This is a genomic window from Plantibacter sp. RU18 (genome assembly GCF_050613355.1).
Lineage (GTDB): Bacteria > Actinomycetota > Actinomycetes > Actinomycetales > Microbacteriaceae > Plantibacter.
In genome coordinates this window covers 1770065-1794159 of sequence record NZ_CP159618.1, presented here as the reverse complement: position 1 = coordinate 1794159, position 24095 = coordinate 1770065, and the positions used below count along the sequence as shown (strand labels likewise).

Below are 24095 nucleotides of genomic sequence, written 5' to 3'. Positions count from 1 at the left end.
TGGTCGCATGGCGCAGGCTGACGAGGAGACACGGGGCGCGCTCTCGCGTCGACGATCACGCCACGGCCGGAACGGACGATCGAGTGTCGTCGGTCCCGACGTCCCGCCGATCGACACGCGCATCGACCAGTTCGACCTCACCGTCGCGACGACCGCGGACTACCTGCGCGGCGCCTGGCCGGACGAACTCGCCGACGTCCGGTTCGAGGTCGGCGCGATGCCAGCGGACAACTCCGGCACCGACGGCGTCGACCGATGGTTCGTGGACCGCGCGCGCCGACGGATCATCCTGTACCGGCTGCCCATCCAGCGCATGAGCAAGCTCCACCGCAACGACGAGATGCACCAGCGCATGATGGTCGAGAGCTGCGTGTTCCGCGCCGTGGCCGAGCTGCTCGGGAAGGACCCGTGGGACCTCGGCCCGGAGCGCTACCGCTTCCTCTGATCAGCCCTGCCGGTCAGAGGAAGCGGTAGCGGCCGGTTCCGGACGCTCAGCGCGGGTAGACCGTGATGGGAGCCGCCAACGGGTTCGGCGGCGAGACCGGGAGCGAGGTGAGACGGCCGGCCGCCGCGAGGCTGATCGACGCGTGGATCCCCTCGGAGCCGTCCATCACGTAGCTCTGACCCGCGGTGATGGCGACCGTCGCGGCAGCGCCGGCGGCCACCGTGGCGGTCGTCTCCTTGCCGTCTGCGTCCGTCAGCGTCAACGCGGCGGCGTCGCCCGTCGGATTGAGGATGTGGAGTTTCGGGCCCGGCCCCGTCGGCACGGTGAACGCGGCGGTGTCGTCGAGCGAGGGGGTCGCCCCGAACCATGCGAAGTCCTCGAGGGCGCCGCCGCGCGAGTTCGAACGGGCGGCGGCGACGATCGGCTGGTCCGAGCTGATCTCGAGCGAGAACTCTCCCGCCGGAAGCTCGGCGAGCGCGATCTCACCCGGCACACCCGGCTGCACGGTCGCATCGATGACGATGGGCGCGTCCTTGCTGTTCTCCCGGTGAGCGGTGACCACGACGTCCGCCGTCTCGGTACCGGGGACGAACATGCGCAGTGCCGTCGCCCGGTCGTCGACGGAGGCCGTGTCGGAACTGGCCCCCACCGCGGCAGCAGCCGTGACGACGAGGCCGGGGATGACCACCTCGGTCGACGGAGCGGCCGTCGGGCCCTGGAGTTCCACGCCGCCCGGCGCAAGGACGCGCACGGTGCTCTGCTGCAGCCCTGCGACGATCTGGCCGCCTTGGCTCGTCACATGGACAACCGGCGTCGGCTCATTGGGAGCGAGACCGGTGAGCGCGATCACGCGCTGCGTGCCCGCCGCCACGACGATGCCGGCCGCACCTGGGGCGTCGACCTTGCCTGCTGCGCCGAACACGTCGAGGGTGACGTTCGAGTCGACAGCCGAGGGATTGTCGAGGAGGACGAGGGTCGTGCGGCCGATGTCGCTCGACCCGCCGACAAGCCAGCTCTCGCCCGAGGCGGGAGTGCATGCAGCAGCCGCCAGGCCGGCGATGTCGGCCTCTGCCGCGATCTGCGACTGCGATCCGCTCAGCGGCGTGACCGTGCCGTCGGACGCCCCAGGGACGGTGATGACGGTCGGGGTGCCGTCCGCCGGGCCGCTCGCGTTGTCGGGTGCTGCGAGCTGCGTGGTGGTCGCCGACACCCCGCCGGCACCGAAGTCCACACTCGCCGGTCCGAAGGATCCTGATGCGGTCGCCGCGGTCGCATCCTGTGCGAGCGCGAGCAACGGTCCGGGGCAGACGAGCGACTGGTCTCCGGCGACCGGGGTCACGAGGACGTCCTGCGGCGTGATCTCGATCGTGGGCAGGGTCAGCTGACCAGCGGCCGCGATCGTGACCGCGGCGATCCCGATACCTGCGAGACCGGTGATGATGCGCCCTGAGGTGAGGGCGACTCCGCGCTTACTCGGCATGCGGTTGCTCCGTTCCCGGGGTGTCCCGACGGGGGGTCTCGGCGGGACCGTCCTTGGATTCCGCCTCAGTTGTCTCGGTCGGCTGCAGTCCGTCCGTGCGGGGATCGGGCTGCTCGGCGTCCGTCTGCTCGGCACGGACGGCTGTGGCGTCCGTCGGCTCCGGGGCGACCGATACGGCCGCACCCACACCCTCGACGTCGGGATCCGATACGGCGGCAGCGTCCGTGCCGGACCCGTCGAGGGCCGACTCCGCGGGCTGAGCCGCGTCGTCGACCGGTTGATCGGAGACGACCTGCTCCGCGGGCAGGGCCGCGGCACCGGCGGTGGGCGCTCCGTCCTTCCGGCCACGACGCCACCACTGGGGCCGACGCGGCGACGCGGAGTCTGCGGACCCGGCAGCGTCCGGTTCGATCTCGCCCGTCTCCTCGTCGATGTCGCCAGAGGCGTCCTCGTCGTCGTAGGAGCCGACGGCGTCATCGTCCGTCTGCACGACGGCTGTGCCCGCCGCGGCCGCTGCCGCCTGCCTGGCCGCCCGACCCTTGAGTTTCGGCGGCTTGCGGGACCCTGCCCGGTACCCGTCGCGAGAGGCGCCGTTCGGGATACTGAGCAGGAGGGTGATCAGGAACACGATGGCGAGTCCGACACCGACGAGCGTCCCGACCACGTTCATCTTCGGGACGGCCGGACCCGATCCGACGTCGGCGACCGCACGCCAGAGGGTTCCGCTCGTGGTGTCTCCGACGGCGACGAGGGCTGCGTTCGCATCGAGCGCGCTCGCCGCTCTCCCGGCAGTCTGACCCGCGACGGTCTGCTCGGAACCCTCGACCGTCGGCGACAGGAGCACGAAGGCGATCCCGTTCTCGACGAGGGTGTCCGTCGGGTCCAGGCCGCTCTGGGAGGCGAGGTTCCCTGCGAGCTCCGCGACGGTCCGGTCGTCTGCCGAGATTCCGGGGGCCGTCTGGACGATCGTGGACTGACCGTCGAGAGTCATGCCCTGCCCGCGGATCACCTCGGCGGTGATGCTCCCATCCGCTCCCGGTGTGATCACCAGGGTCCCCAGGCGCGGGTCGGTCTGCGTCGCAGCCGTGACGTACGCCGGCAGCTGGCGCCCGCTGCTCTCCCGGACGACCGATGTCCCGAGCGGCTGGGCGAGCGCGAGGGGCACGACGATGACGGCGGCTGCGAGCACGATGACGAGAGCCGGGATCGCCGAGAAGCGCTTGATGCGGTCGAGCCCGAGCGTCACGGCTCCGATGATCCCGAGCCAGTACAGGCTGATCGCGGCACCGGCCCACACGGGCGCGGCTTCGCCGCCTGTCGACGCGAGCAGCAGGTGACTCGCGAGCACGGCGGAGACCAGACCGAGGAACGCCGCCACGAGGAGCGGGATCGCCCGACGCGAGCCGGGCAGGAAGAGCGCGAGGAACGCAACGATGGCGAGGGGTGCGAGGAGCGCCGGCACGACGAACACCGGCGCCATGCCCGGGAGCCCGAGCGTCGCGGCGATCTGACTCCAGCCGCCGAGACTGCCACCGGGGAATCCGAGGGACAGCTGCCATCCCGAAGCAGCGGTGGCCGGCGTCACGGCACCGGGGTCGGCGAGGAGGCCGAGCCAGTTGCCCCGGTGGATGCCCTGCTGCCAGATGAGTGGGGCGAAGAGCGCGAAGGCCGGGATCGGTACGAGCACCACCCTGGCGACCCCCCGACCTGCGAACGCGATCGCGATCACCCAGATGACGACCAGTGCCGGAGCGAGTGACGGCGAGCAGGCGACGGTGGCGGTGAGGAGCAACGCGCTGGTCCCGGCGGCGGCCCAGGATCGTGCGGCGACGACTCCCGCGTAGAACAGCCAGGGCAGCAGGATGTGCACGATGACCGCGGCCGGCCTGCCGTCGGCGAGCGCGGTCAGGAGCGTCGGCGCGAGCGCCCACAGGATCGCTGCGACGGCCCGTACCCCCGCCCGTTCGGTCAATCGCGTCGACGCGAACCATGCGCCGAGCGCAGACAACGGGAGGGCGAGCAGGAAGAGGAGGACGAGCGAGAAGGACGGCTCCCAGAACGTGATCGAGCCGAGCACGGCCAGGACCGCGCTGAAGGGGTCGGCCGCGCCGACGAACCCGAGGCCGACGTCGCGCCAGCCGAAGCCGGCCTGCTGCCAGAGCTCGGGGACGCTGCCCGACAGGGGCAGGAGAGCGCCTCCCTGGATGTACGACGCGCCGAGGAGCGGCGCGAGGATCGCTGCGCCGATGACGGCGGTCGCGAGGACGACCCAAGCGCCACCGCCGGAGAAGAAGCGGAGGTCGCGTTCCTCGCCGATGAAGCCGATCTGCGTGGCCTCCCTGGCGAGCGCGCGTTGGCGTCGTACCTCGTCGAGCTTCATCCGGAGTCCGGCGATGCTCGACCAGCCGAGCGTCCGGTTCTTCGCCAACTGGCGACGCGCACTGCTGACCTTGATCCCGGAGAACGCGACGGCGAACGCCGCCGACAGCTCGCCGAGCACGAGTTCCGGCTGCTTCTTCACGAAGTAGCCGATGACACGCATGATCGCGAGCGGTACGAGGCTCAACCAGTGCACCGGGACCATGATCGCCGGCGCGTAGACCAGACGGCGGTGGAGCTGCGCGGCTCGTGCCTGGCGATGGCGACGACGACGCGCACCGATCTTGTTGGACCATGAGGGCCCTGCGATGCCGGAGCCGGCGGACGCGACACGTGCCGTCGGTACGACGGCCACGAGGTAGCCGGCGAGCCGCGTCCGGATGCAGAAGTCGAGCGCGTCGTCGGCGACGAGCGCCGCATCGAAACCGCCGAGCTGGTCCCAGAGTTGGTGACGCACGAGCATGCCTGCCGGGCCGACCGCCATGACGTCGTTCATGGTGTCATGTTGCGCCTGGTCGAGCTCGTCCTCGACGACCGGAACCGCGGCACCGAGCGTCGTGATCGTCTCGCCGTAGCGCCGGAGGAACGAAGCGTCGTCCCAGTCGAGGATCTTCGGTCCTGCGACGCCGACGGACGGCGACACCTCGAGCGCCCCGAGGAGGGCGGCGAGGGCGGTCGGCTCAGGCGCACTGTCCTCGGACAGGAGCCAGAGCATCTGCTCCGCGTCCTCCGGCTGCTCGGTCACCCGGACGCCAGCGGCGACGGCCTGGCCGAAGCTCAGGTCCTCGCTGGAGGTCACGAGTTTCACACCGGGGACCCGCGTCAGTTCAGCGATGGTCGCCTCGCTGCTGCGCGAGGCCACGGCGATGATCCCGTCCGCCGGACGGGTCTGGGTACTGAGGGCGTCGAGCGTGCGTGCGAGCGACTCTGAGCCGTCGCGCACCACGAGAATCGCCGTTACTCGGGGAGACATCCGTTTCAGACTAGGCGGGAGCCGCCGGAAGACCGGGAACGAACCGGGCGCGCCCTCGATTAGGGCGCCTCGGTCGCATCTTCAATGGATCAGACCGCGCGTTTGCGGAGCTTCCGACGCTCGCGCTCGGACAGGCCGCCCCAGATGCCGAAGCGCTCGTCGTTCTGCAGTGCGTACTCGAGGCACTGCGACTTGACGTCGCAACTCGTGCAGATGCGCTTGGCATCACGAGTCGAGCCGCCCTTCTCCGGGAAGAACGCCTCTGGATCGGTCTGTGCACACAGTGCGTCGGTCTGCCAGGAGAGCTGACTGTCGTCTTCTCCCTCTGCGGCCGGCTGACGGACGCCGGGAACTCCGAGACTGACCGGATCGACGAACCAGTCGTCGGGTACTCCGGCACGATACTCAGGAATTGCCATACCGTCTCCCCACCAACCAATGCCCTGCGCCACGCGGCGCGATACATAATTACACCCTTGTAGTTAGCCTTCCGTCAAGTCGCACATCGTAAAGCCTCAATCAGGAGCTGAGGGTTCGCGACGCGCCGAGTGGCACCTGAACTGGGTGCGCGGCCGTCACGACCTCGACCATGCCGAGTCGACGACGTCTCACTCAGCGGCGCGACGTGCCCGCCACGCGCTCTCGACCATCTGTCGCAGATCATGGCGCATCCGCCAGTCGAGGTCTCGGGCGGCGAGCGCGCCGGAGGCGACGATGCGCGCCGGATCCCCGGCACGACGCGGCATGATCTCCGGAGTGAAGTCGATCCCGGTGACCGAAGCCATCGCGGTCATGATCTCGTCGACCGAGGAACCGTCTCCGCTGCCGAGGTTGTAGGCGGCCTCGACAGGCTCGCCTGCGTCGAGCCGCTTGGCTGCAGCCACGTGCGCCGCAGCGAGGTCGGCCACGTGCAGGTAGTCGCGCACGCAAGTGCCGTCGGGGGTCGGATAGTCGTCGCCGTTGATCCGAGGGGTCCGGCCGGCGAGCAGCGCGTCGAAGACGAGCGGGAAGAGGTTGTGGGGGCTCGTGTCGTAGACCTCGTCGGTGCCCGAGCCGACGACATTGAAGTACCGGAGCGAGGTGTGGCGCAGGCCGGTCGCGACGCCCTGATCGCGCAGCAGCCATTCGCCGACGAGCTTCGACTCCCCATAGGGCGACTCCGGCGCCTTCGGCGTGTCCTCGGTGACGAGGTCGACGTCGGTCGTGCCGTAGACGGCGGCGCTCGAGGAGAACACGATGCGCGGCACGTCGTGCTCCTCCATCGCAGCGAGCAGCATGGCCGTGGCCGTGACGTTCTGTGCGTAGGTGTGCAACGGTCGCTGCACGGAGACACCGGCGTACTTGTAGCCCGCGACATGGACGACGCCGCTCAGCTCGTACTGCGAGAAGGTGCGCTCGAGGACGGAACCGTCGAGCAGGGTCCCTCGGACGAACGGGACGTCCGAGGGCACGAAACGCTCATGGCCACTGGAGAGGTCGTCGAGGACGACGACGTCGATCCCCTCCGATTGGAAGGCCCGAACCACATGGGCACCGATGTATCCGGCCCCGCCCGTTACCAGCCACGCCACGATACTTCCTCCAGGGAGTCGACCGACTGCCGTGCTGCAGACGGAGTGACCAGACTACTGGAGGCGTGCACCACGGGCGTGCGGGCAGTTCGGCGCCCGCCGATAGCCGTCGGTGAGCACGGCGCGGACCGTGGCGACGAAGGCGATCACGGTGATCGCGACGATCAGGATTCCGATGAGGAGTGCGATGATGGACATGTCTGCAACTGTAGGAAGTGCGAAAAACTGCCACCAGTGGCAGAATGGACGAAGAACAGCACATTTCCGCCATCCCCCACCAGCCAGCCCACGCCGTCGCCGGAGGTCCCATGCTCACGAAGGTCGCCCTGCTCGCCATCCCCGGCCTGCAGCCGTTCGAATTCAGCGTCGTGTGCGAGGTGTTCGGCATCGACCGCACCGATCAGGGTGGGCCCGCGTTCGACCTGCGCATCCTCACCAAAGAGCCCGGCCCGGTCCGGATGAACCTCAGCGACGATGGTCGGAACGGTTTCGACATGATCGTCACCGACGACCTGTCCTTCGCCGCCGAAGCCGACCTCATCGCGATCACCGGGCGGGGAGGCTCGCACGGCGCGCGGGTCGACGACGCCTACCTCGAGGTGCTCCGAGCCGCCGAGGCGCGAGGCGCGTGGGTCCTCAGCGTCTGCAGCGGCTCCTTCGTCCTCGGCCATGCCGGGCTGCTCGACGGACGCAGGAGCACGACCCACTGGATGTACACGGACGAACAGCAGCTGATGTTCCCCGGCACGGACGTCGATCCGGACGTGCTCTTCGTCGAGGATCGCAAGGTCATCACGGGCGCCGGGACCGCCGCGGGTATCGACGCCTGCCTGCACCTCGTCCGACGGGAACACGGTGCTGCCGCCGCCAACGTCATCGCCCGCCGCATGGTCGTCCCGCCGCAACGGGACGGCGGTCAGGCTCAGTTCATCCTCTCCCCCGTCGCATCGACGCCGTGCGAATCGCTCGCGCCGGTGGTCGACTGGATGCTCGACCATCTCGCCGAGGACCTCCCGATCGGACGACTGGCACGCCAGGCGCACATGTCGGAGCGGACGTTCGCCCGACGGTTCCGCTCGGAACTCGGCAGCACCCCGGCCGCCTGGCTCAACCGCCAGCGCTTGTTCCGAGCGCAGGAGCTGCTCGAGCAGACAGACTTCGGCATCGAGCGCATCGCCACCGACACCGGTTTCGGCACGGCCGCGGTCCTGCGGCACCACTTCGACCGGGTGCTCAACACCACACCCGCCGCCTACCGCCGGAGCTTCGGGATGCGCACGAGCGCCTGACGCTCAGGACCGGGGTGCGACCGGCTGCGTCGTCGCCAGGAACAGGGTGCCGCTCCCGCTGAAACCGAGACTCGCCTCATCGGGTGTGACGAACGCGTATTCACCACGCGCGAGCTCGATCGACGACTGCGCACCGTCCACCAGGACCGTGCCGTCCGTGACGATGGCGATCGCGGGGCCGGGCAGTGGGAACGTCGGGTGCGCCGAAGCATCCACCTCGACCCGCAGGAGTTCGAAGTCGGGCACGTCCGGGACGAACAGGCTCAGACCGTCGCCGACTCGGCTGGGGACCAGCCACGGCACCGGACGCGGTTCGAATTCCAGGACCTCGAGGAGTTCGGGGACATCGACGTGTTTCGGTGTGAGCCCGCCGCGGAGGACGTTGTCGCTCGACGCCATGAGCTCGACGCCGATGCCGTCGAGGTAGGCGTGGATGTTGCCCGCAGGCAGGTACAGCGCTTCGCCCGCCCGCAGGGAAACGAGATTGAGCAGGAGCGCGACGGCGATGCCCGGATCGCCGGGGTACGCGGCGGCGAGCCTGCCGACAACCTGGCGCTCTGCGGCGAACGAGTCGCTTCCGGGGGCCGCGGCCGACGCGATGAGGGCGTCGAGCAGGCCGCCGGGAAGTCGCTCGAGCAGGAGCTGCACGGTGGCCTTGAGCCCGCCGGGTGCTGCGAGTCGCTCGCGGAACGAGGAGATGAGCGCCGCCGCCGCCGGGTCGGGAGCGGAATCGACCAGCGTGGAGAGCAGCGCATCCGTCGCATCGAGCTCTCGGAAGCCGCAGAGCGCCTCGAAGCCGTCGCGGAGTGCGACGATCAGCTCCGGCTTGTGCAGCGGATCCTTGTAGTTCCGATGTGGCGCGTCGAGCGGGATCCCCGCAGCGGTCTCTGCAGCGAATCCGGCGGCCGCACGAGCGAGGTCCGGGTGGGCTTGCAAGGACAGCGGCTGCGCGGCGGCGAGGACCTTCAACAGGAACGGGAGCGAGGCGTGCTCGCCGAGCGCCGCAGGGTCCGCAGCCAGCCAGCTCGCGAGGTCCGGATGCCCGCCGGTGCGCGTCGGGTCGACCACCGGGGTCGGCGCGCCGGGGTGGGCACCGAGCCAGAGCTCGGCTTCCGGTCGGCCGGAGGGCGCGGTGCCGAGCACCTCGGAGATCGCCGTCGGCGACCCCCACGCGTAGTCCCGGGGAGTGGCACGGAGCGGCACGAACACGGAGGAACCCTTTCGACGGCGGACGGCGGACGGCCTGCGATGCACGTGACGGCATCACTTGGCGTCGTCCTACAAGCCGCACGACGAGGTCGCCCGGCACCATGGACCAAACTACCAAGCCGTTGTCCCCGTGCGGCGAGGTTGCCTAGGCTTGCCGCACCGCCGCACCGGCGGACAGCGGACGCAATGGAGCAACGAACGATGATCTTCGAACCCCTCGCCAGCGACTTCTACGGCTTCGAGAGTCTCCTCACGGAGCCGGAGCAACAGGCCATCGCCCGCTTGCGCGCCTGGGCCGAGTCGGAAGCGAAGCCGATCGTCAACGACTACTGGGAGCGCGCCGAGTTCCCGAAGCAGCTCATCGCGCCCCTGCTCGAACTGGACGTCGCACGATGGGCGTGGCCAGAGACCACGCCCATCGAGAACAGTGCGGTCTTCCGCGGACTCGCCTCCATGGAGCTCTCGCGTGTCGACGCCTCGATCTCCACCTTCGTCGGCGTGCAGGACGGCCTCACCATGGGATCGATCAGCGTCTGCGGTTCCCAGGAGCAGAAGGACGAGTGGTTGCCCAAGCTCGCCTCAGGCGAAGTGCTCGGCGCCTTCGGCCTCACGGAACCGCAGTCGGGTTCCGACAGCGCGCAGGGGCTCCGGACCACCGCGACACGCGACGGAGACGATTGGATCCTCACCGGTTCGAAGCGGTGGATCGGGAACGCGACGTTCAGTGACATCACGATCATCTGGGCGAAGGACACCGCGGACAACCAGGTGAAGGGCTTCATCGTCCCGACGAACTCCGCCGGATACTCGGCCACCAAGATCGAGGGCAAGATCAGCCTCCGGATGGTGCAGAACGCGGACATCACGCTCGACGCCGTCCGTGTCCCTGAGCGGCTCCGTCTACAGCACGCGAACTCCTTCAAGGACACCGCCAAGGTGCTCCGGCTCACGCGCGCGGGCGTCGCCTGGTCCAGCGTCGGCGTCGCCGTCGGCGCCTACGAGGCGGCCGTCGCCTATGCGAAGGAACGTGTCCAGTTCGGCAAGCCGATCGCGGGTCACCAGCTCATCCAGGATCTGCTCTCGAAGTGCCTCGGCAACATCACCGCCTCGATGGCGATGTGTGTCCGCGTCTCGCAGATGCTCGACGAGGGGACCCAGCGAGACGAGCACTCCGCCCTCGCCAAGGCCTTCTGCACCGCCCGCATGCGCGAGACGGTCGCCTGGGCGCGCGAGATCATGGGTGGCAACGGCATCGTGCTCGACTATCACGCCGCCCGCTTCTTCGCCGACGCCGAGGCCCTGTACAGCTACGAAGGCACTCGCGAGATGAACGCGCTCATCGTCGGCCGAGCGATCACCGGCACGGCAGCGTTCGTCTGACCGTCCGGCGGCGCGCAGCCGCTAGCCTGGGGAGACCATGCTGCCGTCCGACCCCGTACCGCCCCGCCCGCCCGAGGAGCTGTCGACGCGCGCGCTCGTGCTGCGGCACATCGCGACCTTCGCGACCTTCGCTGTGCTCGCCGGGACGTTCTGGACGAATCTGCTGACCATCTGGGGCTACACGGCGGTCGCAGTCCTCGCCGGCGGGGCGTCCCTCGTCGCCATGCTGAGCGTCCGTCCGAAGCTGCACCGCACCCGCGTCCCGTGGTCGCTCGTGGGCTACGGGGTCCTCGCCGTCATCTCGCTCGCGTGGTCGGCGTACCCGAGCGGCAGTGCGGCCACCCTCGTCGGCGCCGCACTGTGCACCGTCCTCGGCGTGTTCCTCGCGACCTGCTTCAGCTGGCCGGAGGTCCTGCGCATCCTCGGCAGGGCGGTCACGTGGCTGTTGTCACTGTCCCTCGCGTTCGAGTTCGTCGTCGCAGCGCTCATCCGTCACCCGGTGCTTCCGAACTTCTATCTCGGCGATGCCGCCGACCCACCGTTGCTCGACTACTGGTCACGCGATCTGCTGTTCTCCGGTGGGCGGATCCAGGGGCTCTCGGGCAACGCCAACCTGCTCGCGGTCGCAGCCCTCCTCGGTCTCATCATCTTCGCAGTGCGTCTCGCCGCGCTCCGCGAAGCGCCCGACCGCTCACGGGTCAGCCTCCCTCGAGACCGCCGCTGGACCCTGCTGCTCCGCCTCGGTCTTGCTACCGCGATGTTCCTCCTGAGCTTCTCCACGACGATCCTCCTCGCCGCCGTCGTCACCGTGGTCGTCCTGGCCGCCGCGGTCCTGATCCGCCGCGCGCCCACCCCGCGAGCCCGCACGCCGATCTACCTCGGTTTCCTCGCGGCCGGCGCTCTGAGCGCCGTCGGCGCCATCGTGTTCCGCGCCCAGCTGCTCGGGCTGCTCGGCAAGAGCCCCGACCTCACCGGGCGACTCGACATCTGGAACACGGTCCGGCAGCTCATCGTGCAGCGTCCCGTGTTCGGCTGGGGGTTCTCGAGCCCGTGGGCTCCGTGGGAGCCGCTGTTCACAGACCTCGTCATCCGCCGCGGTGTGCGGCAGCTGCAGGCGCACAACGCATGGCTCGACGTATGGTTCCAGCTCGGCGTCGTCGGACTCATCCTGTTCAGCTGCGTCGTGTTGTCGATGCTGACGCGCTCGTGGTTCCTCGCCGTCGATCGTCCGCGGATCGATCTCGACGCGCAGCGACCCTACAGCGCACTCTCGCTCGCCCCGATCCTCATCGGGGTATCGCTCGTCGTCCAGTCCGTGGCCGAGAGCCGGATCCTCATCGAGTCCGGTTGGGTGCTGCTCGTCCTGCTCGTCGTCAAGACGAAGCAGGAGCCCGCATGGCCGGTGGTCGAGCTTCCGCCCGCTCGGCGTCCAGCCACGCGCGGGACAGCGAGGTCGACGGAGTGATCACGGGGTGAGAGCAGCAGACTTCGATGCGGCCTCGCGCGCCGCCCGGTTCCTGTCTTCGGCCCCGCTCGCGGCGGCGTTCGCCTCGATCTCGATCGGCACAGCCTTCGCCGAGCACCTCATCTCACGTCTCATCGGACCAGCCGGCTTCACCGCCATGGTCGTCGGCCTCGTGGCGATCGGAGCCGGGATCCTGATCGCCCGGCTCCCGATCATCGAATGGCGGGGACTGCTCCCGATCTCGGTGCTCCTGTTCCTCGGCTGGAGCGCGGTCTCGGTCGTGTGGAGTATCGCACCCCTCGCGACGATCCCAGCCATCGGTGAACAGCTCTCGTGGGCGTTCCTGGCCATCGTGATCGCGCTCACTCGGGACACGATCCAGATCGTGCGCGCCACCGGTGGCGCGCTCCGGCTCCTGCTGGGCGCATCCCTCGCCCTCGAGATCCTGAGCGGCGTCCTCATCGACGCTCCGCTGCCGTTCCTCGGCATCAGCGGCAACCTCGCGCTGGGTGGGCCGCTCGAGGGAGTCTTCGGCTCCCGAAGCGCCCTGGGTGTCGCAGCGTTGCTCGGGCTCGTGACCTTCGTCGTCGAATGGCGCACCCGCTCGGTCCGGCACGGTATGACGATCGGCTCGATCGCGCTCGCGGTCGGCCTCGCACTCGGCACCCGATCGCCGACCGTCGCGTTGCTCGCCATGGTGATCGGCATCGCGAGCGCGGTGCTGTACGCGCTGCGCCAGCTGCGCCCCGAGCCCCGCAGGGTCTGGCAGTTCGCTCTGCTCGTCACCGTGCTCAGCGGCGGGCTGCTCGGGTACGTCTTCCGGGCGGAGGTGTTCCGTCTGCTCGGCCTCGGCGCCGAGATCGAACAGCGCTACGCGCTCTGGCAGGAGACAACGCATCGCCTCGCGCCGAACGGACTCAACGGATGGGGATGGACTGGCGGGTGGGTAGCCGATGCCGTGCCCTTCCGGCTCATCGATCAGGCGGTCGGACGGACCAATCCGTCGGCACTCAACGCCTACCTCGACGTCGCCCTCCAACTCGGCCTGGTCGGCCTCGCGCTCTTCCTCGTGCTGGGTGGGCTCGCGCTCTTCCGGACCTGGATGATCGCCGCCAACCGCCGCAGCGTCGTCCACGTGTGGGCGGCGCTCATCGTCGTCACCCTCCTCGTCTCCGGAGCGGCCGAGAGCAGCCTGCTCACCAGTGGCGGCTGGCTGCTGCTCGTCGTCTGCGCCGTGCTCGGAGCCGGAGGCCTCAGCTGGCGGCACAAACTCCCGCAGCGCTGAGACACCGTCGACGATCGTTCAGCGAGCATCCGCTCCCGGCGCGATCACGGCTTTGAAGGTCCGGGCGAGGATTGTCAGGTCTCCTGCTGGAGACCAGTTCTCGACGTAGTACAGGTCGAGGTCGACCGAGTCGTCCCAGGACAGGCTCGAGCGTCCGCTGACCTGCCACAGCCCGCTCATCCCGGGCTTGACGAGGAGGCGCCGCTGGGCGAGTCCGTCGTAGCGCTCGACCTCCCAGTCGCGGTGGGGGCGGGGGCCGACGAGGCTCATGGAACCGCCGAGGACGTTGAGCAGCTGCGGCAGCTCGTCGAGGGAGTACTTGCGCAGCACACGACCGATGGACGTGACGTGGGGATCGTGCGCCGCCTTCGTGAGCAGTTCGGTCGCGTTCTGCTGCGCAGCCAAGGCAGCTCCGGCGTCCGCGCCGACGGTCATCGATCGGAACTTGAGGATGGCGAAGGGATCACCGTGCAGCCCGATGCGTTCCTGGCGGTAGAAGACCCCGCCGGGGCTCGTGCAGGCGACAGCGACGCCGACCGCGAGCATGACCGGGGAGAGCAGCAGCAGCAGCGTGGCGGAGCCGACGACGTCGAACGCACGCTTGAACGCGGCTTTCCAGCCCTGCAGCTCGGGGAAGTCGACGTGCACGAGCGGCATGCCTGCGACCGGCTGGAGATGCAGGCGGGCACCGGCGACTCCGGTGAGCGCCGGGGCGATGATGAGCCTCGTCCCCGTCGCTGCGAGGTCCCAGCCGAGTCGTCTCAGGCGTGCGGGCGTGAGATCGTCCGATCCGCAGATGATGACGGTGTCGGCACCTGCACTCGTCGCTCCATCCTGGATGGAGGCGTATCCGCTGAGGACGGGAGCGCCGGAGAGCCGTTCGTCGTCGATGATCCCCGGCGTCACGACGCCGACCACGCGGTGGCCGGCCCAGGCGCCGCTCCGCATGCGGTCCGCGACGTGCAGCACGTTGTCCCGTTCGCCGACGAGCACGGTGCGGTACACGAACGCACTCTTCCGGCGCCGCGACCGGAGCCAGCGTTTCGCCGCCCAGCGGACCGCGAGCAGGAGCACCAGACCGATCGGGAGTGCGGTCAGGAGGAAGGCCCGGCCGATCTCGAGCTTGAACAGATAGGAGACCATCGCGAAAGCGCCGAACACACCGGCCGTCGCGCCAGCCGCGTGACGGTAGGGCGAGAACCCGTCTGCGAGCACACGGGGATGACGGCGGGAGGCAGGCGAGAGCGCCGCCCACCAGCAGACCGCGAGGGCGAGGGTGATCGCCGGATAGCCGATCGTCAGACGGGCGTCGTCCGTGCCGATCACGATGGAGCCGACCCAGTACGTGTCCCACCAGAGCAGCTGGGTGGCTCCGATCGCGAGGAGCACGACGAAGAGGTCGAGGACGAGCATCGTCCGGGTGAAACGCCGCTCCCAGGAACGGCGGGCTTCGATGAATGGCATGGCTGATTGCTTTCCGGCGCGCGGTCGGGTTCGCGTCCTGGAAGAGGTGGTATGCCGACGGGTCCGGCAGGGAACGCCGACCTTGTTTCGTTCCCGTCTGTCAGATATATTAGCATGGCAGATGCGCAGATGAAGCATGTCATCGCGTCGATACTTCACCCGAACCCGTACCGAACGGAACCCCATGTCGTACATCGAGACCATGCGCCAGCGCGCCGAGGCCGCCTTCCTGAACCTCCACCGCGGAGTCACCGAGCTCCACTACACCCAGTTCCCCGACCACAAGAACAGCGGAGACTCGGCGATCGCGCTCGGTCAAGCCCGCTTCTGGGCCGAGCACGGCATCTCCGTCCGATCGACATCGAGCGCCGCGACGATGCCAGCGTGCGTCTCGTCGTCGCCCGTCCCCGTCCTCGTCCAGGGCGGCGGGAACCTCGGCGGCCTCTACCCCGTGCTCAGCGAGGCGCGGTACCGTCTCGCCGAAGAGCTACCGGCCGACACCCTGCTCATCCAGGCGCCGCAGTCCGTCGTCTTCCCGACGCCCGCAGACCACCGCGCACTCGTCGCGCGGTTCGCATCCCGCCCGAACCTGCGCGTCGCGGTGCGCGATCAGGTTTCCTTCGACTTGCTCCGTCCCGACGTCGACGACCTCAGCCTGTCCCCGGATGCGGTGCACCTCCTCGGACCGATCATCGCGCCGGAGCCGACGCAACAGCGCCTCGTGATCGCCCGGACGGACGATGAGAGCACCGGCTCCTTCCACGGCGCGCCGAGCGCCGATTGGCCGAACGACCCGATCGACCTCCGAGCACACGAATGGCTCGGATGGCGCTCCTACAACCACCCGCGGCTCAAGCCCCTGCTCCAGGGCACGCACGCGGGCTGGATGGCCCGGGCGGAGCGGCGCTTCCAGGCCGCAGTGGACATCATCTCGCGCAGCGAGGTGGTCGTGACGGATCGGCTCCACGCGATGCTCATCGCGCTGCAGATGGGTCGACGCGTCATCGCCATCGACAACAACAACCGAAAGCTCTCGAGCTATGCCGAAACCTGGTTCGGCGACACCCAGCCGCTGCTCAGCTTCGAGCACCCGGCACAGGCCCTCCGTTCGTGACCACCGTCGCGCCGGAGGTGCACCGACGTTCCGAACTCCGGGACGAGCGCGCGCCGACCGCTCGTCCGTCCGCCTCGCGGCCGACGGCCATCCATGTGGGGCCCTCGTCGCAACGACAGATCACCGGCAGCTTGATCTTCGTGGTCACGTCCTTCCTCGCTCTCGCCTGGGTCGCGGCCGGGCAGCCGGGCCTGCCGGAGCGGTTCTCCAACGACCATGACACCATCGCTGCGACCCTCCGCGGCACCTTCACCGAGGCAGACGACTCGTTCGTGCTCATCGCGAACATCTACCGTGCACTCGGCCTCGCCAACAGCCCGGCGATCGCCGCCGTCGTCGGGGTGGTCGCTTACCTCGTCGCCTTCGCATTCGCTCTTCCCGGGCGATTCACCGTTGCCGCACGGTGGAGCGACTGGGGGATCATCGTCAGCTGCATCGCCCTGGCGGCCATTTACCACGGAGCGTTCACAAAGGACCTCATCACGATCGGCGTCATCGCCGTCGTACTGCTGTGCCGGAGCACGGGCATCGTCTCCGAGCTCCTCCCGCTCGCCGCGATGCTGCTGTACGCCGAGGTGTTCCGCTCCTACTGGTTCCTCATCGCCGGCGTCTACCTCGTGCTCCGCGTCATGCTCCGCCTCCGGAGAGGATGGATCAGCACCCTGATCGCGATCCTCGCCATCTACGGCGTCCTCGCGGTCGTCTTCCCCCTCGTCGTCGGGGTCGACCTCGACCACTACCGACTGCTCGTGAACGAGTTCCGTTCACCGGAGTCGGTCAACACGATCATCGAACGGTTCGTGGAAGGCGAGGGGGCGCACATCGGTTTCGCGAACAGTGTGCTCATCTTCGCGTCCTTCATCATCCCCCTGCCTCTCGTCATCAAGGGCGGGGGACTCTACCTCGTCGTCGCACTCCTGCTGGTGGTCGTCTGGACGTCTCTCATCCTCGCCATCCGAGCCGCACGCCGCCGTGGCCCCGACGGCACCTGGGCGTTCACACCGTTCCAGGCACGTCTCCTCGCGCTCCTCCTCGCCGTACTCGTGGTGCAGTCCATCTTCGAACCCGACTACGGCTCGTTCCTCCGTCACCTCACGCCAGTGCTCATGATCGCCGTCGCGCTGCTGCTCAGCCTTCGACACCGCGTGGCGGAGGAGCCAGCAGCTGCGTGAACCGCCGGTGACGACACAACGCGCACCCGTGCGAACGGGTGCGCGTTGCGACCTGCGACACAGGAGAAGGCGTCAGGCGCGGACGGCCTCCGTCGCAGCGGCCTGCACATCCGCCGCAACGCGCGACCAGGACATGGCTCCCGCTGCCGACTCGAGCCCGGATGCAGACAGCCGACGGTAGCGCTCGTGGTCCGACAGGAGGACCTCCACGGCATCCGCCAGCGCAGACGCGGTCATCGCATCCGCGACGACCGCCGAGCCCGACTGCTGCGCTTGCTCGGCGAGGCCACCGACGGGGGTGACCACGGATGGCACACCGAGTGCCATCGCGTAGGCGAGCACCCCGGATTGACTGGCCTCGGTGTACGGCAGGAGCGCGATGTCGAAGCCGCCGACGACATCGGCGATCTCCTCCTGGTCGACCCAGCGATTCCGGACGTCGTCGTCGGCGTGGACCAGCCCGTCGGCGACATCGCTCGATCCGGACCCCACGACGCGGAAGCGGACCCGCACGCCGCGACGACGGAGTTCGTCGATCGCGCGGGCGCCGAGATCGAGACCCTTGTAGGCGGAGAGCCGCCCGAAGAAGCCGATCACCGGGACGGCGTCACGAGGGCCCTCGCGGACCACCCGGCGCTCGTCACTGACTTGGTACGCGGCGTGGACGGTCTGATGGATGCGATCCTCGGGGAACCCTCCGTGCGCGGCGAGTTCACCTGCGACATGGGCGGAGAAGACCACGGCGCCGTCTGCGGACCGGCGCTCGGCTCGGCGAAGCGCATGCTCGATTCGGGAGAAGTCTCCGGGGTGCATGCTCGCATCGTGGACGCACAGGAGCGTGCGACGGCCGCCGAGCCGGAAGACCGGGGCAGCCGCCCCCTGCCAGAGGTGTTCCATCGCCACGACCACGACGTCGATACGGTGCCGACGAAGGAAGCGGTCGAAACGCAGCGAGTCTCGGAGCAGGCGCGGAAGTCCGAGGACCGCGCCGCGCTTGTGGGCGTAGGTCCTGATGCCGAACGCGGGGATGCCGAGCTTCGGGAAGTGCTCGGCGATCTCGGCGTCGAGGGAGTACGAGACGACCACGGAGCTTCCGGCGGCGTGGAGCGCCTCCACCAGCTCGGCGGCGAAGAGCGGGCCGGCGCCACTGCGCCCCCACTGCACGACCGCGATGCGCATCACGCCACCGCCGCGACCTGGTACGCCTCGGCGAGCGCGCGAGTCTGTTCTTCGGGCGTGTGGGCGCGCAGACGCTCGGCCCACAGTTCGGCGTTCGTCGTCGCCCAGGCGGCGAAGACGTCCGGCCCGGCATGACGACTGAAGATCATGGCCTCGAGTCCGCCTTCGATCGTGAGTGCGTCCGACAGCTCGCCGAACGCGTCGATGCGGCGCACGAGCGTGGGGACACCGGCCTGCACTGCTTCGAGGACCGCGAGCGGGAAGCCTTCCCACGCCGCGGTGTGCAGGTAGACGTCGCTGTCGGCGAGTCGCTCGGAGACCTCGGGATGCGGGATCCAGCCGGTGACGTGCACCCCCTGTCCTTCGAGGAGGGCCACGTCCTCACTGCGACCGTCGCCCATCCAGACGGGGGCGATGTCGAGCCCACGGGCTCGAATGGAGGCAGCGGCCGAGGCGAAACGTGCCGGGTCCTTCTGCGGGGCGAGGCGTCCGAGGCTCGCGATGCGCAGCGGCCCGCGCCCCGTCGGAGACTCGCGGCGGGCGTCGTTCGCGGTGCGCTCGAGCACGTTCGGGACGTGGACGACGCGAGGCCGACGCGGACCTCGACGAGCGGAGGCTGCCGCTTCGCCCTCGGAGCAGGCGGCGATCGCCTCCACGTTGAACGAGAGCATCCACTCGACCGCTCGATACACACCACGTCCGAGCGAGGAGATGTCGGTGCGTTCGAAGGCGTAGCAGTGGGGGGTGTAGACGATCCGGGTGCGCGAGGAGCTGCGGAGCGCGAGACGCGCATAGGCGCCGGCGAAACTCGAGTGCGCGTGGATGATGTCGGCTCCGATGCGACGGCGCGTGCGACGGATCTCCGAGACGACGCGCGCAGGCCCGCTCCTCATGGGGGTCACCGAGCGGAACGGACGGAAGACGTCGTCGTCGACGGTCATCTCGTCCGGCAGCTCCACCAGCAGGTGGTGCTCGACGTCAGGCGGGGAGTTGCGGACGTACGCCTCGATGGCGACGGGAATGCCACCTGCGTAGCACTCGGTGACGTGCAGCACGGTCGTGGTCATGGCGGCCTCTCGGGACGGCGTCGGGGTGTGATGGCCCGCACAACGAACCACAACTGAAGTGTAAAACATCACATACCCTTGATTCAAGCCCGAATAAATATTAGAATTTCACCACCCGTCGATGTCGCATCCTGCCGCCACCCGAAGCCCTACCCGCGAGGACCATCCATGATCTCCGTCGTCATCCCCTGCCGGAACGGCGCTCCCGCCCTGGGTGCCCAGCTCGACGCGCTCATGGCACAGCAGACCAGCTCCCCCTTCGAGATCGTCGTCGCCGACAACCGCTCGACCGATGGCACCGTCGCCCTCGTCGGTGCCTACTCCGCTCGCGACCACCGCGTGCGTCTGGTGGATGCGAGCCAGGTCGCCGGCATCAACCACGGCCGCAACACGGGGGTGCGTGCCTCACGCGGCGACATCGTCCTCCTCTGCGACGCCGACGACGTCGTGCAACCAGGATGGATCGACGCGCACGCACGCGCGTTCGCCGCCGGAGCCGTCTGCGTCGGCGGCGGCGTCGACCGGGTACTCGCCGACGGCACGGTGCTCGAGCGCCAGCGCCGACTGAGCACCGTCCACTGGGACGTGCCCTCGCCCGTCGGCGCGAACTGCGGCTTCCTCCGCGACGTCTTCGACCACATCGGCGGTTTCGACGAGACGTTCCGGGGCGGCGGCGACGAGACCGACTTCTTCTGGCGCGCCGCCTCTGCCGGATTCCCCACGGTCGCCGTGCCCGACGCGGTCGTCGCCTACGCGCTCCGAGAAGACCTCAGAGGAGTCGCCCGCCAGTTCTACGCCTACGGCACCGGCACCGTGCGGCTCTTCCGCGCGCACGCCGCGCACGGCATGCCGCGATCACCCTGGTGGACGGCGCCGTTCGTCATCCTCGTCGGCGCCCTCCAGCTGACGGTGCGCGGACACCGCCGGCAAGGCGTCGAGCGGCTGTCCTCCCGCGCAGGCCGGCTCGTCGAGAGCGTGCGCTCGCGCACCTTCTACCTGTGAGGCACCCGTGATCCACCTCGCCTGGTCCATCGTCGAGCGCGTCCTCCCCCGCATGGCCTCCGCGCTGGTCATGCTCGTGCTCGCCGCGGTCCTGACACCGGAGATCGTCGGTGTCTACGCCTGGATGGTCCTCTCGCTCACCCTCGTGCAGACCGTCGGAGACACCGCCGCCCGCCAGACTGCCGTGATCCATGCGGGCACCATCGCGGGCGCCCGCTTCGTCTGGCGCTTCCGAGTCGCCACGACGCTTGCCGGCGGGGCGGCCCTCGCCATCGTGGTCCTCATGCTGCTGCTGACGCAGGACGAGCCGATGCGATGGCAGGTCGTCGCGCTCCTCCCGTTCGTCCTGGTCCCCGGCTGCTCCGCCCTCGGTTTGGACGCGCTCGTGTCCCTCCAACTCGCCGGTCGATGGCGCGACATCGCCTCGGCCCAGGCTGTGTCGTCGCTCGCTTCGCTGTGCTGCAGCATCCCCACGCTGCTGCTGACGCAGTCACTGCTCGCAAGCGCGCTGCAGGCCACGCTTGCGGAACTGGGTTTCGCGTTGCTCAACCGACGTCGCGCAGCGCGGCTGCTCCGCGACACGACCGAGACGGTGATTCCCGCTCCGGTCGCTCCCGGCGCTCCTGCGGACGGAGAACCGAACCACGTGGCACCTGTGCGGAGCGCCGCGCGCGACTACCTCCACACGGCGGTGTTCGCCCTCCTCGGCTGGGGCCAGGGGCAGACCGACCGCCTCTCCATCGGGACGCTCGCCGGTACCGCACAGCTCGGCCAGTACTCGTTCGCGATGTCGCTGTCGCGCAGTATCGGCGACGCGGCAGCGGTCGCAGCAGTCAACGTCGTCCGACCGGTGCTCGCCGAAGCCGCGCGCACCGGCCGTCGATCTGAGGCCGCGCGGATCGCCGAGGGGTCACTGCGGCGGTCGATCCCGCTGGCGGCCCTGGCGGCCGTCGTCACGACGGCCGCAGTCCAGCTCGGTGTCGCTCCGTTCCTCGGGGCGAGCTGGGACCCTGCCCTCGCGCTCGTCCCGATCCTCTCGCTCGCCGTCGTGCCCTCGGTCGTCGCCTGGACGATCACGGCGATCCTGCAGGCCGATGACGGGATGCAGTGGGCCAGTTGGATCAAGGCGATCGGCGTCGTGTTGTCGGTACCGATCGGCATCGTCGCCCTGACGGATCTCCAGTTTGCCGCGTGGCTCGTGAGCGGGCGCGAACTGCTCATCATGGGACTGCTGCTGCTCGCCGCACGGCGCCAGGCTCCGTGGCGCGGCGCCCTCGGCGCGACGGTGGTCGTCCTCGGCGGGGCCGCGGTGTGGTGGGCGGTAGGTGCCTGGTGAGCGCGTAACGGCCGACGCCCAGGCCGATCGGGGTCAGGCCGGTTGGAGGAGGTCTCGCGCGATGTCGAGCACACCCTGGCTCGCGAAGCGACCGTACTCTCCGCGCCGCAGCCGGAGCAGCACCGGCAGGACGCGGGAGGGGCGCGCCTCGGGCAGATCAGCCCGGAACCGCTCGAAGGACAGCTTGGCCCGGACGGCATCGACGTCGGCGAGGGGAAGCGGTGGATCGGACCGGTCGAGGCGAGCGGCGAGCCCGGCCATCCGGTCGGCGATGTCCTGGTTGCGCTGTCGCCCGGGAGCCATGAGCCGACGGATCTTGTACCTGAGCGTCGGCTCGGCGACACCGATCTGATTCGCGCCATGCTGCCGGTAGTCGACGAGCGGTTCGTCGAGGAACTCGATCGGTCCCAGCGAGGCCGCGACGATGGCGAGCCACTCGTCGTGCACCCAGGGCGCAGGGAACGGGGCCGCTGCCTCGAACACTGCCCGACGCAGCATCGCGGCCGCCCCGGTGACGAGGTTGCGTCGGAGCAGGACACGGAAGGCCCGTCCGGCCGCGATCTCGGAGCGTTCGGACGCGCCGATGGAGAGCGACGAGAACAAGCCGGTACCGAGGGGGGCGCCGTCGCCGTCGACGAGCCTCGCATCGGAGCAGACGAGCTGCAGCTGGGGGCGCGCATCGAACGCCCGCAGTGCGCGCTCGATCCGGTCCACCCGCCAGATGTCGTCTTGGTCGCAGAGGACGATGAACTCCCCCGTCGTGGCGCGCATGGCGGACTCGAAGTTCCGGGTCACCCCGAGCGGTTGCGGATTCCGGAGCAGCCTGATGGGCACGGCCGCTCCCGCCGCGATCCGCTCGACGATCTCCGGCGAGCCATCGGTCGAGCTGTCGTCGCTGACGACGATCTCCGCCGGCAGGACCCGCTGCCCGAGGATGCTGTCGAGCTGTTCCTCGAGGAAACGCGCGCCGTTGTAGGTGCACAGCGCGACGGAGACACGTTCGTCGACAGACGCCTGGGGCATACCCACTCCTCACCGCTCGCCGGACCGCCCACCAGCCTATCCCCCGGCAGGCCGCTGGTAGTCTCGAGGACTATGCCACGCGTAGCCGTCGACCTCCTCTCGTACACCGGAACGAAAGGCGGTATGGAGACCTACGCGCGCGAGCTGTACCGCGAGGTCGGGCGACAAGGCAGCGAGTTCGAGTTCATCGGGCTGGCCAGTTCGGAGGGCTACCAGCTCGACCACTCCTGGTTCCCCGGCGAGGTGGTCGACACGGGCATCAGTGGCGAGAACCGCTTCATCTGGGCGTTCGGCGAGCTGTTCCAGGTTGCACGCCACGCGAAGCGACATGGGGCGGACCTCATCCACTCCCCTGCGACCCTCGGCCCGGCGCGCTCATCGATGCCGACCGTCGTCACGATGCACGACATGCTCTACTGGAGCAATCCGGAGCTCATGACCACCCCGCTCTACACTGCGCCCGTCAAGTTCATGGAGCGCCTCGCGTCGAAGAACGCAGCCCGCGTCCTGACGATCAGCGAGGTCTCGCGCACGGAGATCGAGAAGTACCTCCACGTCCCGCGAGCCCGCATCGACCTGGTCCCCCTCGCCGGCACGATGCCTTCCATCGACGGCGAACGCGACCCGGACCGCCAACGCCCGTTCGTCCTCGCCACCGGCAACCGTCGTCCCCACAAGAACTGGGCGAGCCTCATCCGAGCCCTTCCACTGCTCGCGGAGCACGAGCGTCCGCATCTCGTCATCACCGGCAGTCACGGTGACGACCCCCTCCGTGCGGTCGTCGAGGAGACCGGGATGCAGGACTGGGTCGAACTCAAGGGCTGGCTCACGAGCGAAGAGCTCGGCGAGCTCTACCGCCGGGCCACGATCATGGCCATGCCGTCCTTCGTGGACGGCTTCAGCCTGCCTGCGCTGGAGTCCATGATGGTCGGTCTGCCCGTCATGATGAGCGACATCCCGGTCTATCACGAGGTGTGCGGAGAGGCCGCACTGTACCTGGACCCCAACTCCCTCGACAGCATCGCAGCGACGATGCGCACCGCTGTGACGCAGCCGGACGAACTGGAACGACTCGCCGCTGCAGGTCTCGAACGTGCTGCAGCCTTCTCCTGGGCACGCACGGCATCGGCGACACTCGAATCGTTCCGGACAGCGCTCGGCCGCTGACCGGCGCGGCGACACGCTCGGCGAGCACGCCGCCCGCGTGCCGTCCGTCGGTCACTGACCCGACAAGCGGTCACCGAGCCGACAACCGGTCACCG

General features: G+C 69.3%; 20 protein-coding genes. 10 read left to right on the top strand and 10 right to left on the bottom strand.

Annotation, left to right across the window (positions count from 1 at the left end):
- Window positions 1-7 precede the first annotated feature (7 nt).
- Window positions 8-445 (top strand): metallopeptidase family protein, encoded by a 438-nt coding sequence (locus tag ABMA10_RS08690; protein WP_347870361.1) that lies wholly within the window; start codon window positions 8-10, stop codon window positions 443-445.
- Between the two features lie 46 nt (window positions 446-491).
- On the opposite strand, the gene ABMA10_RS08685 is transcribed toward ABMA10_RS08690, so the two are convergent.
- The 5 genes from ABMA10_RS08685 to ABMA10_RS08665 form a co-directional block, all read right to left on the bottom strand.
- A complete protein-coding gene (locus ABMA10_RS08685) occupies window positions 492-1925 on the bottom strand; it encodes a DUF5719 family protein (protein WP_347870360.1) in 1434 nt (477 codons plus the stop codon).
- Entirely contained in the window at window positions 1915-5277 is a 3363-nt protein-coding gene (locus ABMA10_RS08680) for a glycosyltransferase (protein WP_347870359.1), read from the bottom strand. The genes ABMA10_RS08685 and ABMA10_RS08680 overlap by 11 nt, the downstream gene beginning before the upstream one ends.
- Before the next feature lie 89 nt (window positions 5278-5366).
- Window positions 5367-5696, bottom strand: a complete 330-nt coding sequence (locus ABMA10_RS08675; protein WP_347870358.1) for a WhiB family transcriptional regulator — start codon at window positions 5694-5696, stop codon at window positions 5367-5369.
- Window positions 5697-5885: 189 nt separating this feature from the next.
- Entirely contained in the window at window positions 5886-6848 is a 963-nt protein-coding gene (gene galE / locus ABMA10_RS08670; RefSeq protein ID WP_347870357.1) for a UDP-glucose 4-epimerase GalE, read from the bottom strand.
- A 54-nt stretch (window positions 6849-6902) separates the two neighbouring features.
- Window positions 6903-7046 (bottom strand): hypothetical protein, encoded by a 144-nt coding sequence (locus tag ABMA10_RS08665; RefSeq protein WP_347870356.1) that lies wholly within the window; start codon window positions 7044-7046, stop codon window positions 6903-6905.
- 44 nt (window positions 7047-7090) lie between these two features.
- Between ABMA10_RS08665 and ABMA10_RS08660 the strand changes: the two genes are divergently transcribed.
- Window positions 7091-8137, top strand: a complete 1047-nt coding sequence (locus ABMA10_RS08660) for a GlxA family transcriptional regulator (RefSeq protein ID WP_414693724.1) — start codon at window positions 7091-7093, stop codon at window positions 8135-8137.
- A 3-nt stretch (window positions 8138-8140) separates the two neighbouring features.
- Here ABMA10_RS08660 and manA read toward each other — a convergent pair whose 3' ends face one another.
- The gene (gene manA / locus ABMA10_RS08655; protein WP_431031430.1) at window positions 8141-9346 is read right to left on the bottom strand and encodes a mannose-6-phosphate isomerase, class I; all 1206 of its coding nucleotides are present in this window, start codon (window positions 9344-9346) and stop codon (window positions 8141-8143) included.
- Window positions 9347-9547: 201 nt separating this feature from the next.
- Between manA and ABMA10_RS08650 the strand changes: the two genes are divergently transcribed.
- From ABMA10_RS08650 to ABMA10_RS08640, 3 genes are read left to right on the top strand one after another with little or no spacing between them, the layout of a single operon-like run.
- Window positions 9548-10726 carry an acyl-CoA dehydrogenase family protein gene (locus ABMA10_RS08650; RefSeq protein ID WP_347870354.1) on the top strand — a complete coding sequence of 393 codons (1179 nt, stop codon included), beginning with the start codon at window positions 9548-9550 and terminating at the stop codon, window positions 10724-10726.
- A 37-nt stretch (window positions 10727-10763) separates the two neighbouring features.
- The gene (locus ABMA10_RS08645) at window positions 10764-12191 is read left to right on the top strand and encodes an O-antigen ligase family protein (protein ID WP_347870353.1); all 1428 of its coding nucleotides are present in this window, start codon (window positions 10764-10766) and stop codon (window positions 12189-12191) included.
- A gap of 7 nt (window positions 12192-12198) precedes the next feature.
- The gene (locus ABMA10_RS08640) at window positions 12199-13476 is read left to right on the top strand and encodes an O-antigen ligase family protein (protein WP_431031429.1); all 1278 of its coding nucleotides are present in this window, start codon (window positions 12199-12201) and stop codon (window positions 13474-13476) included.
- A gap of 18 nt (window positions 13477-13494) precedes the next feature.
- On the opposite strand, the gene ABMA10_RS08635 is transcribed toward ABMA10_RS08640, so the two are convergent.
- Window positions 13495-14940 (bottom strand): sugar transferase, encoded by a 1446-nt coding sequence (locus tag ABMA10_RS08635; protein WP_431031428.1) that lies wholly within the window; start codon window positions 14938-14940, stop codon window positions 13495-13497.
- A gap of 184 nt (window positions 14941-15124) precedes the next feature.
- On the opposite strand from ABMA10_RS08635, the gene ABMA10_RS08630 reads away from it, so the two are divergent.
- Together ABMA10_RS08630 and ABMA10_RS08625 are read left to right on the top strand one after the other, a co-directional pair.
- A complete protein-coding gene (locus ABMA10_RS08630; RefSeq protein WP_347870350.1) occupies window positions 15125-16054 on the top strand; it encodes a polysaccharide pyruvyl transferase family protein in 930 nt (309 codons plus the stop codon).
- Window positions 16051-17226, top strand: coding sequence for a hypothetical protein (locus ABMA10_RS08625; RefSeq protein ID WP_347870349.1), 1176 nt, complete (start codon window positions 16051-16053; stop codon window positions 17224-17226). The genes ABMA10_RS08630 and ABMA10_RS08625 overlap by 4 nt, the downstream gene beginning before the upstream one ends.
- A 72-nt stretch (window positions 17227-17298) precedes the next feature.
- Here the strand turns inward: ABMA10_RS08625 and ABMA10_RS08620 are convergent, their stop codons facing one another.
- Entirely contained in the window at window positions 17299-18405 is a 1107-nt protein-coding gene (locus ABMA10_RS08620) for a glycosyltransferase family 4 protein (protein WP_347870419.1), read from the bottom strand.
- Entirely contained in the window at window positions 18405-19472 is a 1068-nt protein-coding gene (locus tag ABMA10_RS08615) for a glycosyltransferase family 4 protein (protein ID WP_347870348.1), read from the bottom strand. The genes ABMA10_RS08620 and ABMA10_RS08615 overlap by 1 nt, the downstream gene beginning before the upstream one ends.
- Before the next feature lie 168 nt (window positions 19473-19640).
- Here ABMA10_RS08615 and ABMA10_RS08610 point away from each other — a divergent pair, with 168 nt between their 5' ends.
- Window positions 19641-20474, top strand: a complete 834-nt coding sequence (locus ABMA10_RS08610) for a glycosyltransferase family 2 protein (protein WP_347870347.1) — start codon at window positions 19641-19643, stop codon at window positions 20472-20474.
- Window positions 20475-20481: 7 nt separating this feature from the next.
- Entirely contained in the window at window positions 20482-21810 is a 1329-nt protein-coding gene (locus tag ABMA10_RS08605) for a lipopolysaccharide biosynthesis protein (RefSeq protein WP_347870346.1), read from the top strand.
- Window positions 21811-21843: 33 nt separating this feature from the next.
- On the opposite strand, the gene ABMA10_RS08600 is transcribed toward ABMA10_RS08605, so the two are convergent.
- Window positions 21844-22833, bottom strand: a complete 990-nt coding sequence (locus tag ABMA10_RS08600) for a glycosyltransferase family 2 protein (RefSeq protein WP_431031427.1) — start codon at window positions 22831-22833, stop codon at window positions 21844-21846.
- Between the two features lie 72 nt (window positions 22834-22905).
- Between ABMA10_RS08600 and ABMA10_RS08595 the strand changes: the two genes are divergently transcribed.
- The gene (locus ABMA10_RS08595) at window positions 22906-24000 is read left to right on the top strand and encodes a glycosyltransferase family 4 protein (protein ID WP_431031426.1); all 1095 of its coding nucleotides are present in this window, start codon (window positions 22906-22908) and stop codon (window positions 23998-24000) included.
- Window positions 24001-24095: the final 95 nt, after the last annotated feature.

What these genes read in the sequence shown, in the direction of transcription:
- ABMA10_RS08650 (WP_347870354.1), top strand. Translation starts at nt 9,548, where the DNA reads ATGATCTTCGAACCCCTCGCCAGCGACTTCTACGGCTTCGAGAGTCTC.
- ABMA10_RS08620 (WP_347870419.1), bottom strand. Translation starts at nt 18,405, where the DNA reads ATGCGCATCGCGGTCGTGCAGTGGGGGCGCAGTGGCGCCGGCCCGCTC.
- ABMA10_RS08685 (WP_347870360.1), bottom strand. Translation starts at nt 1,925, where the DNA reads ATGCCGAGTAAGCGCGGAGTCGCCCTCACCTCAGGGCGCATCATCACC.
- ABMA10_RS08615 (WP_347870348.1), bottom strand. Translation starts at nt 19,472, where the DNA reads ATGACCACGACCGTGCTGCACGTCACCGAGTGCTACGCAGGTGGCATT.
- ABMA10_RS08610 (WP_347870347.1), top strand. Translation starts at nt 19,641, where the DNA reads ATGATCTCCGTCGTCATCCCCTGCCGGAACGGCGCTCCCGCCCTGGGT.
- ABMA10_RS08635 (WP_431031428.1), bottom strand. Translation starts at nt 14,940, where the DNA reads ATGCCATTCATCGAAGCCCGCCGTTCCTGGGAGCGGCGTTTCACCCGG.
- ABMA10_RS08630 (WP_347870350.1), top strand. Translation starts at nt 15,125, where the DNA reads ATGTCGTACATCGAGACCATGCGCCAGCGCGCCGAGGCCGCCTTCCTG.
- ABMA10_RS08690 (WP_347870361.1), top strand. Translation starts at nt 8, where the DNA reads ATGGCGCAGGCTGACGAGGAGACACGGGGCGCGCTCTCGCGTCGACGA.
- ABMA10_RS08660 (WP_414693724.1), top strand. Translation starts at nt 7,091, where the DNA reads ATGGACGAAGAACAGCACATTTCCGCCATCCCCCACCAGCCAGCCCAC.
- ABMA10_RS08595 (WP_431031426.1), top strand. Translation starts at nt 22,906, where the DNA reads ATGCCACGCGTAGCCGTCGACCTCCTCTCGTACACCGGAACGAAAGGC.
- ABMA10_RS08680 (WP_347870359.1), bottom strand. Translation starts at nt 5,277, where the DNA reads ATGTCTCCCCGAGTAACGGCGATTCTCGTGGTGCGCGACGGCTCAGAG.
- ABMA10_RS08675 (WP_347870358.1), bottom strand. Translation starts at nt 5,696, where the DNA reads ATGGCAATTCCTGAGTATCGTGCCGGAGTACCCGACGACTGGTTCGTC.
- ABMA10_RS08645 (WP_347870353.1), top strand. Translation starts at nt 10,764, where the DNA reads ATGCTGCCGTCCGACCCCGTACCGCCCCGCCCGCCCGAGGAGCTGTCG.
- ABMA10_RS08665 (WP_347870356.1), bottom strand. Translation starts at nt 7,046, where the DNA reads ATGTCCATCATCGCACTCCTCATCGGAATCCTGATCGTCGCGATCACC.
- ABMA10_RS08600 (WP_431031427.1), bottom strand. Translation starts at nt 22,833, where the DNA reads ATGCCCCAGGCGTCTGTCGACGAACGTGTCTCCGTCGCGCTGTGCACC.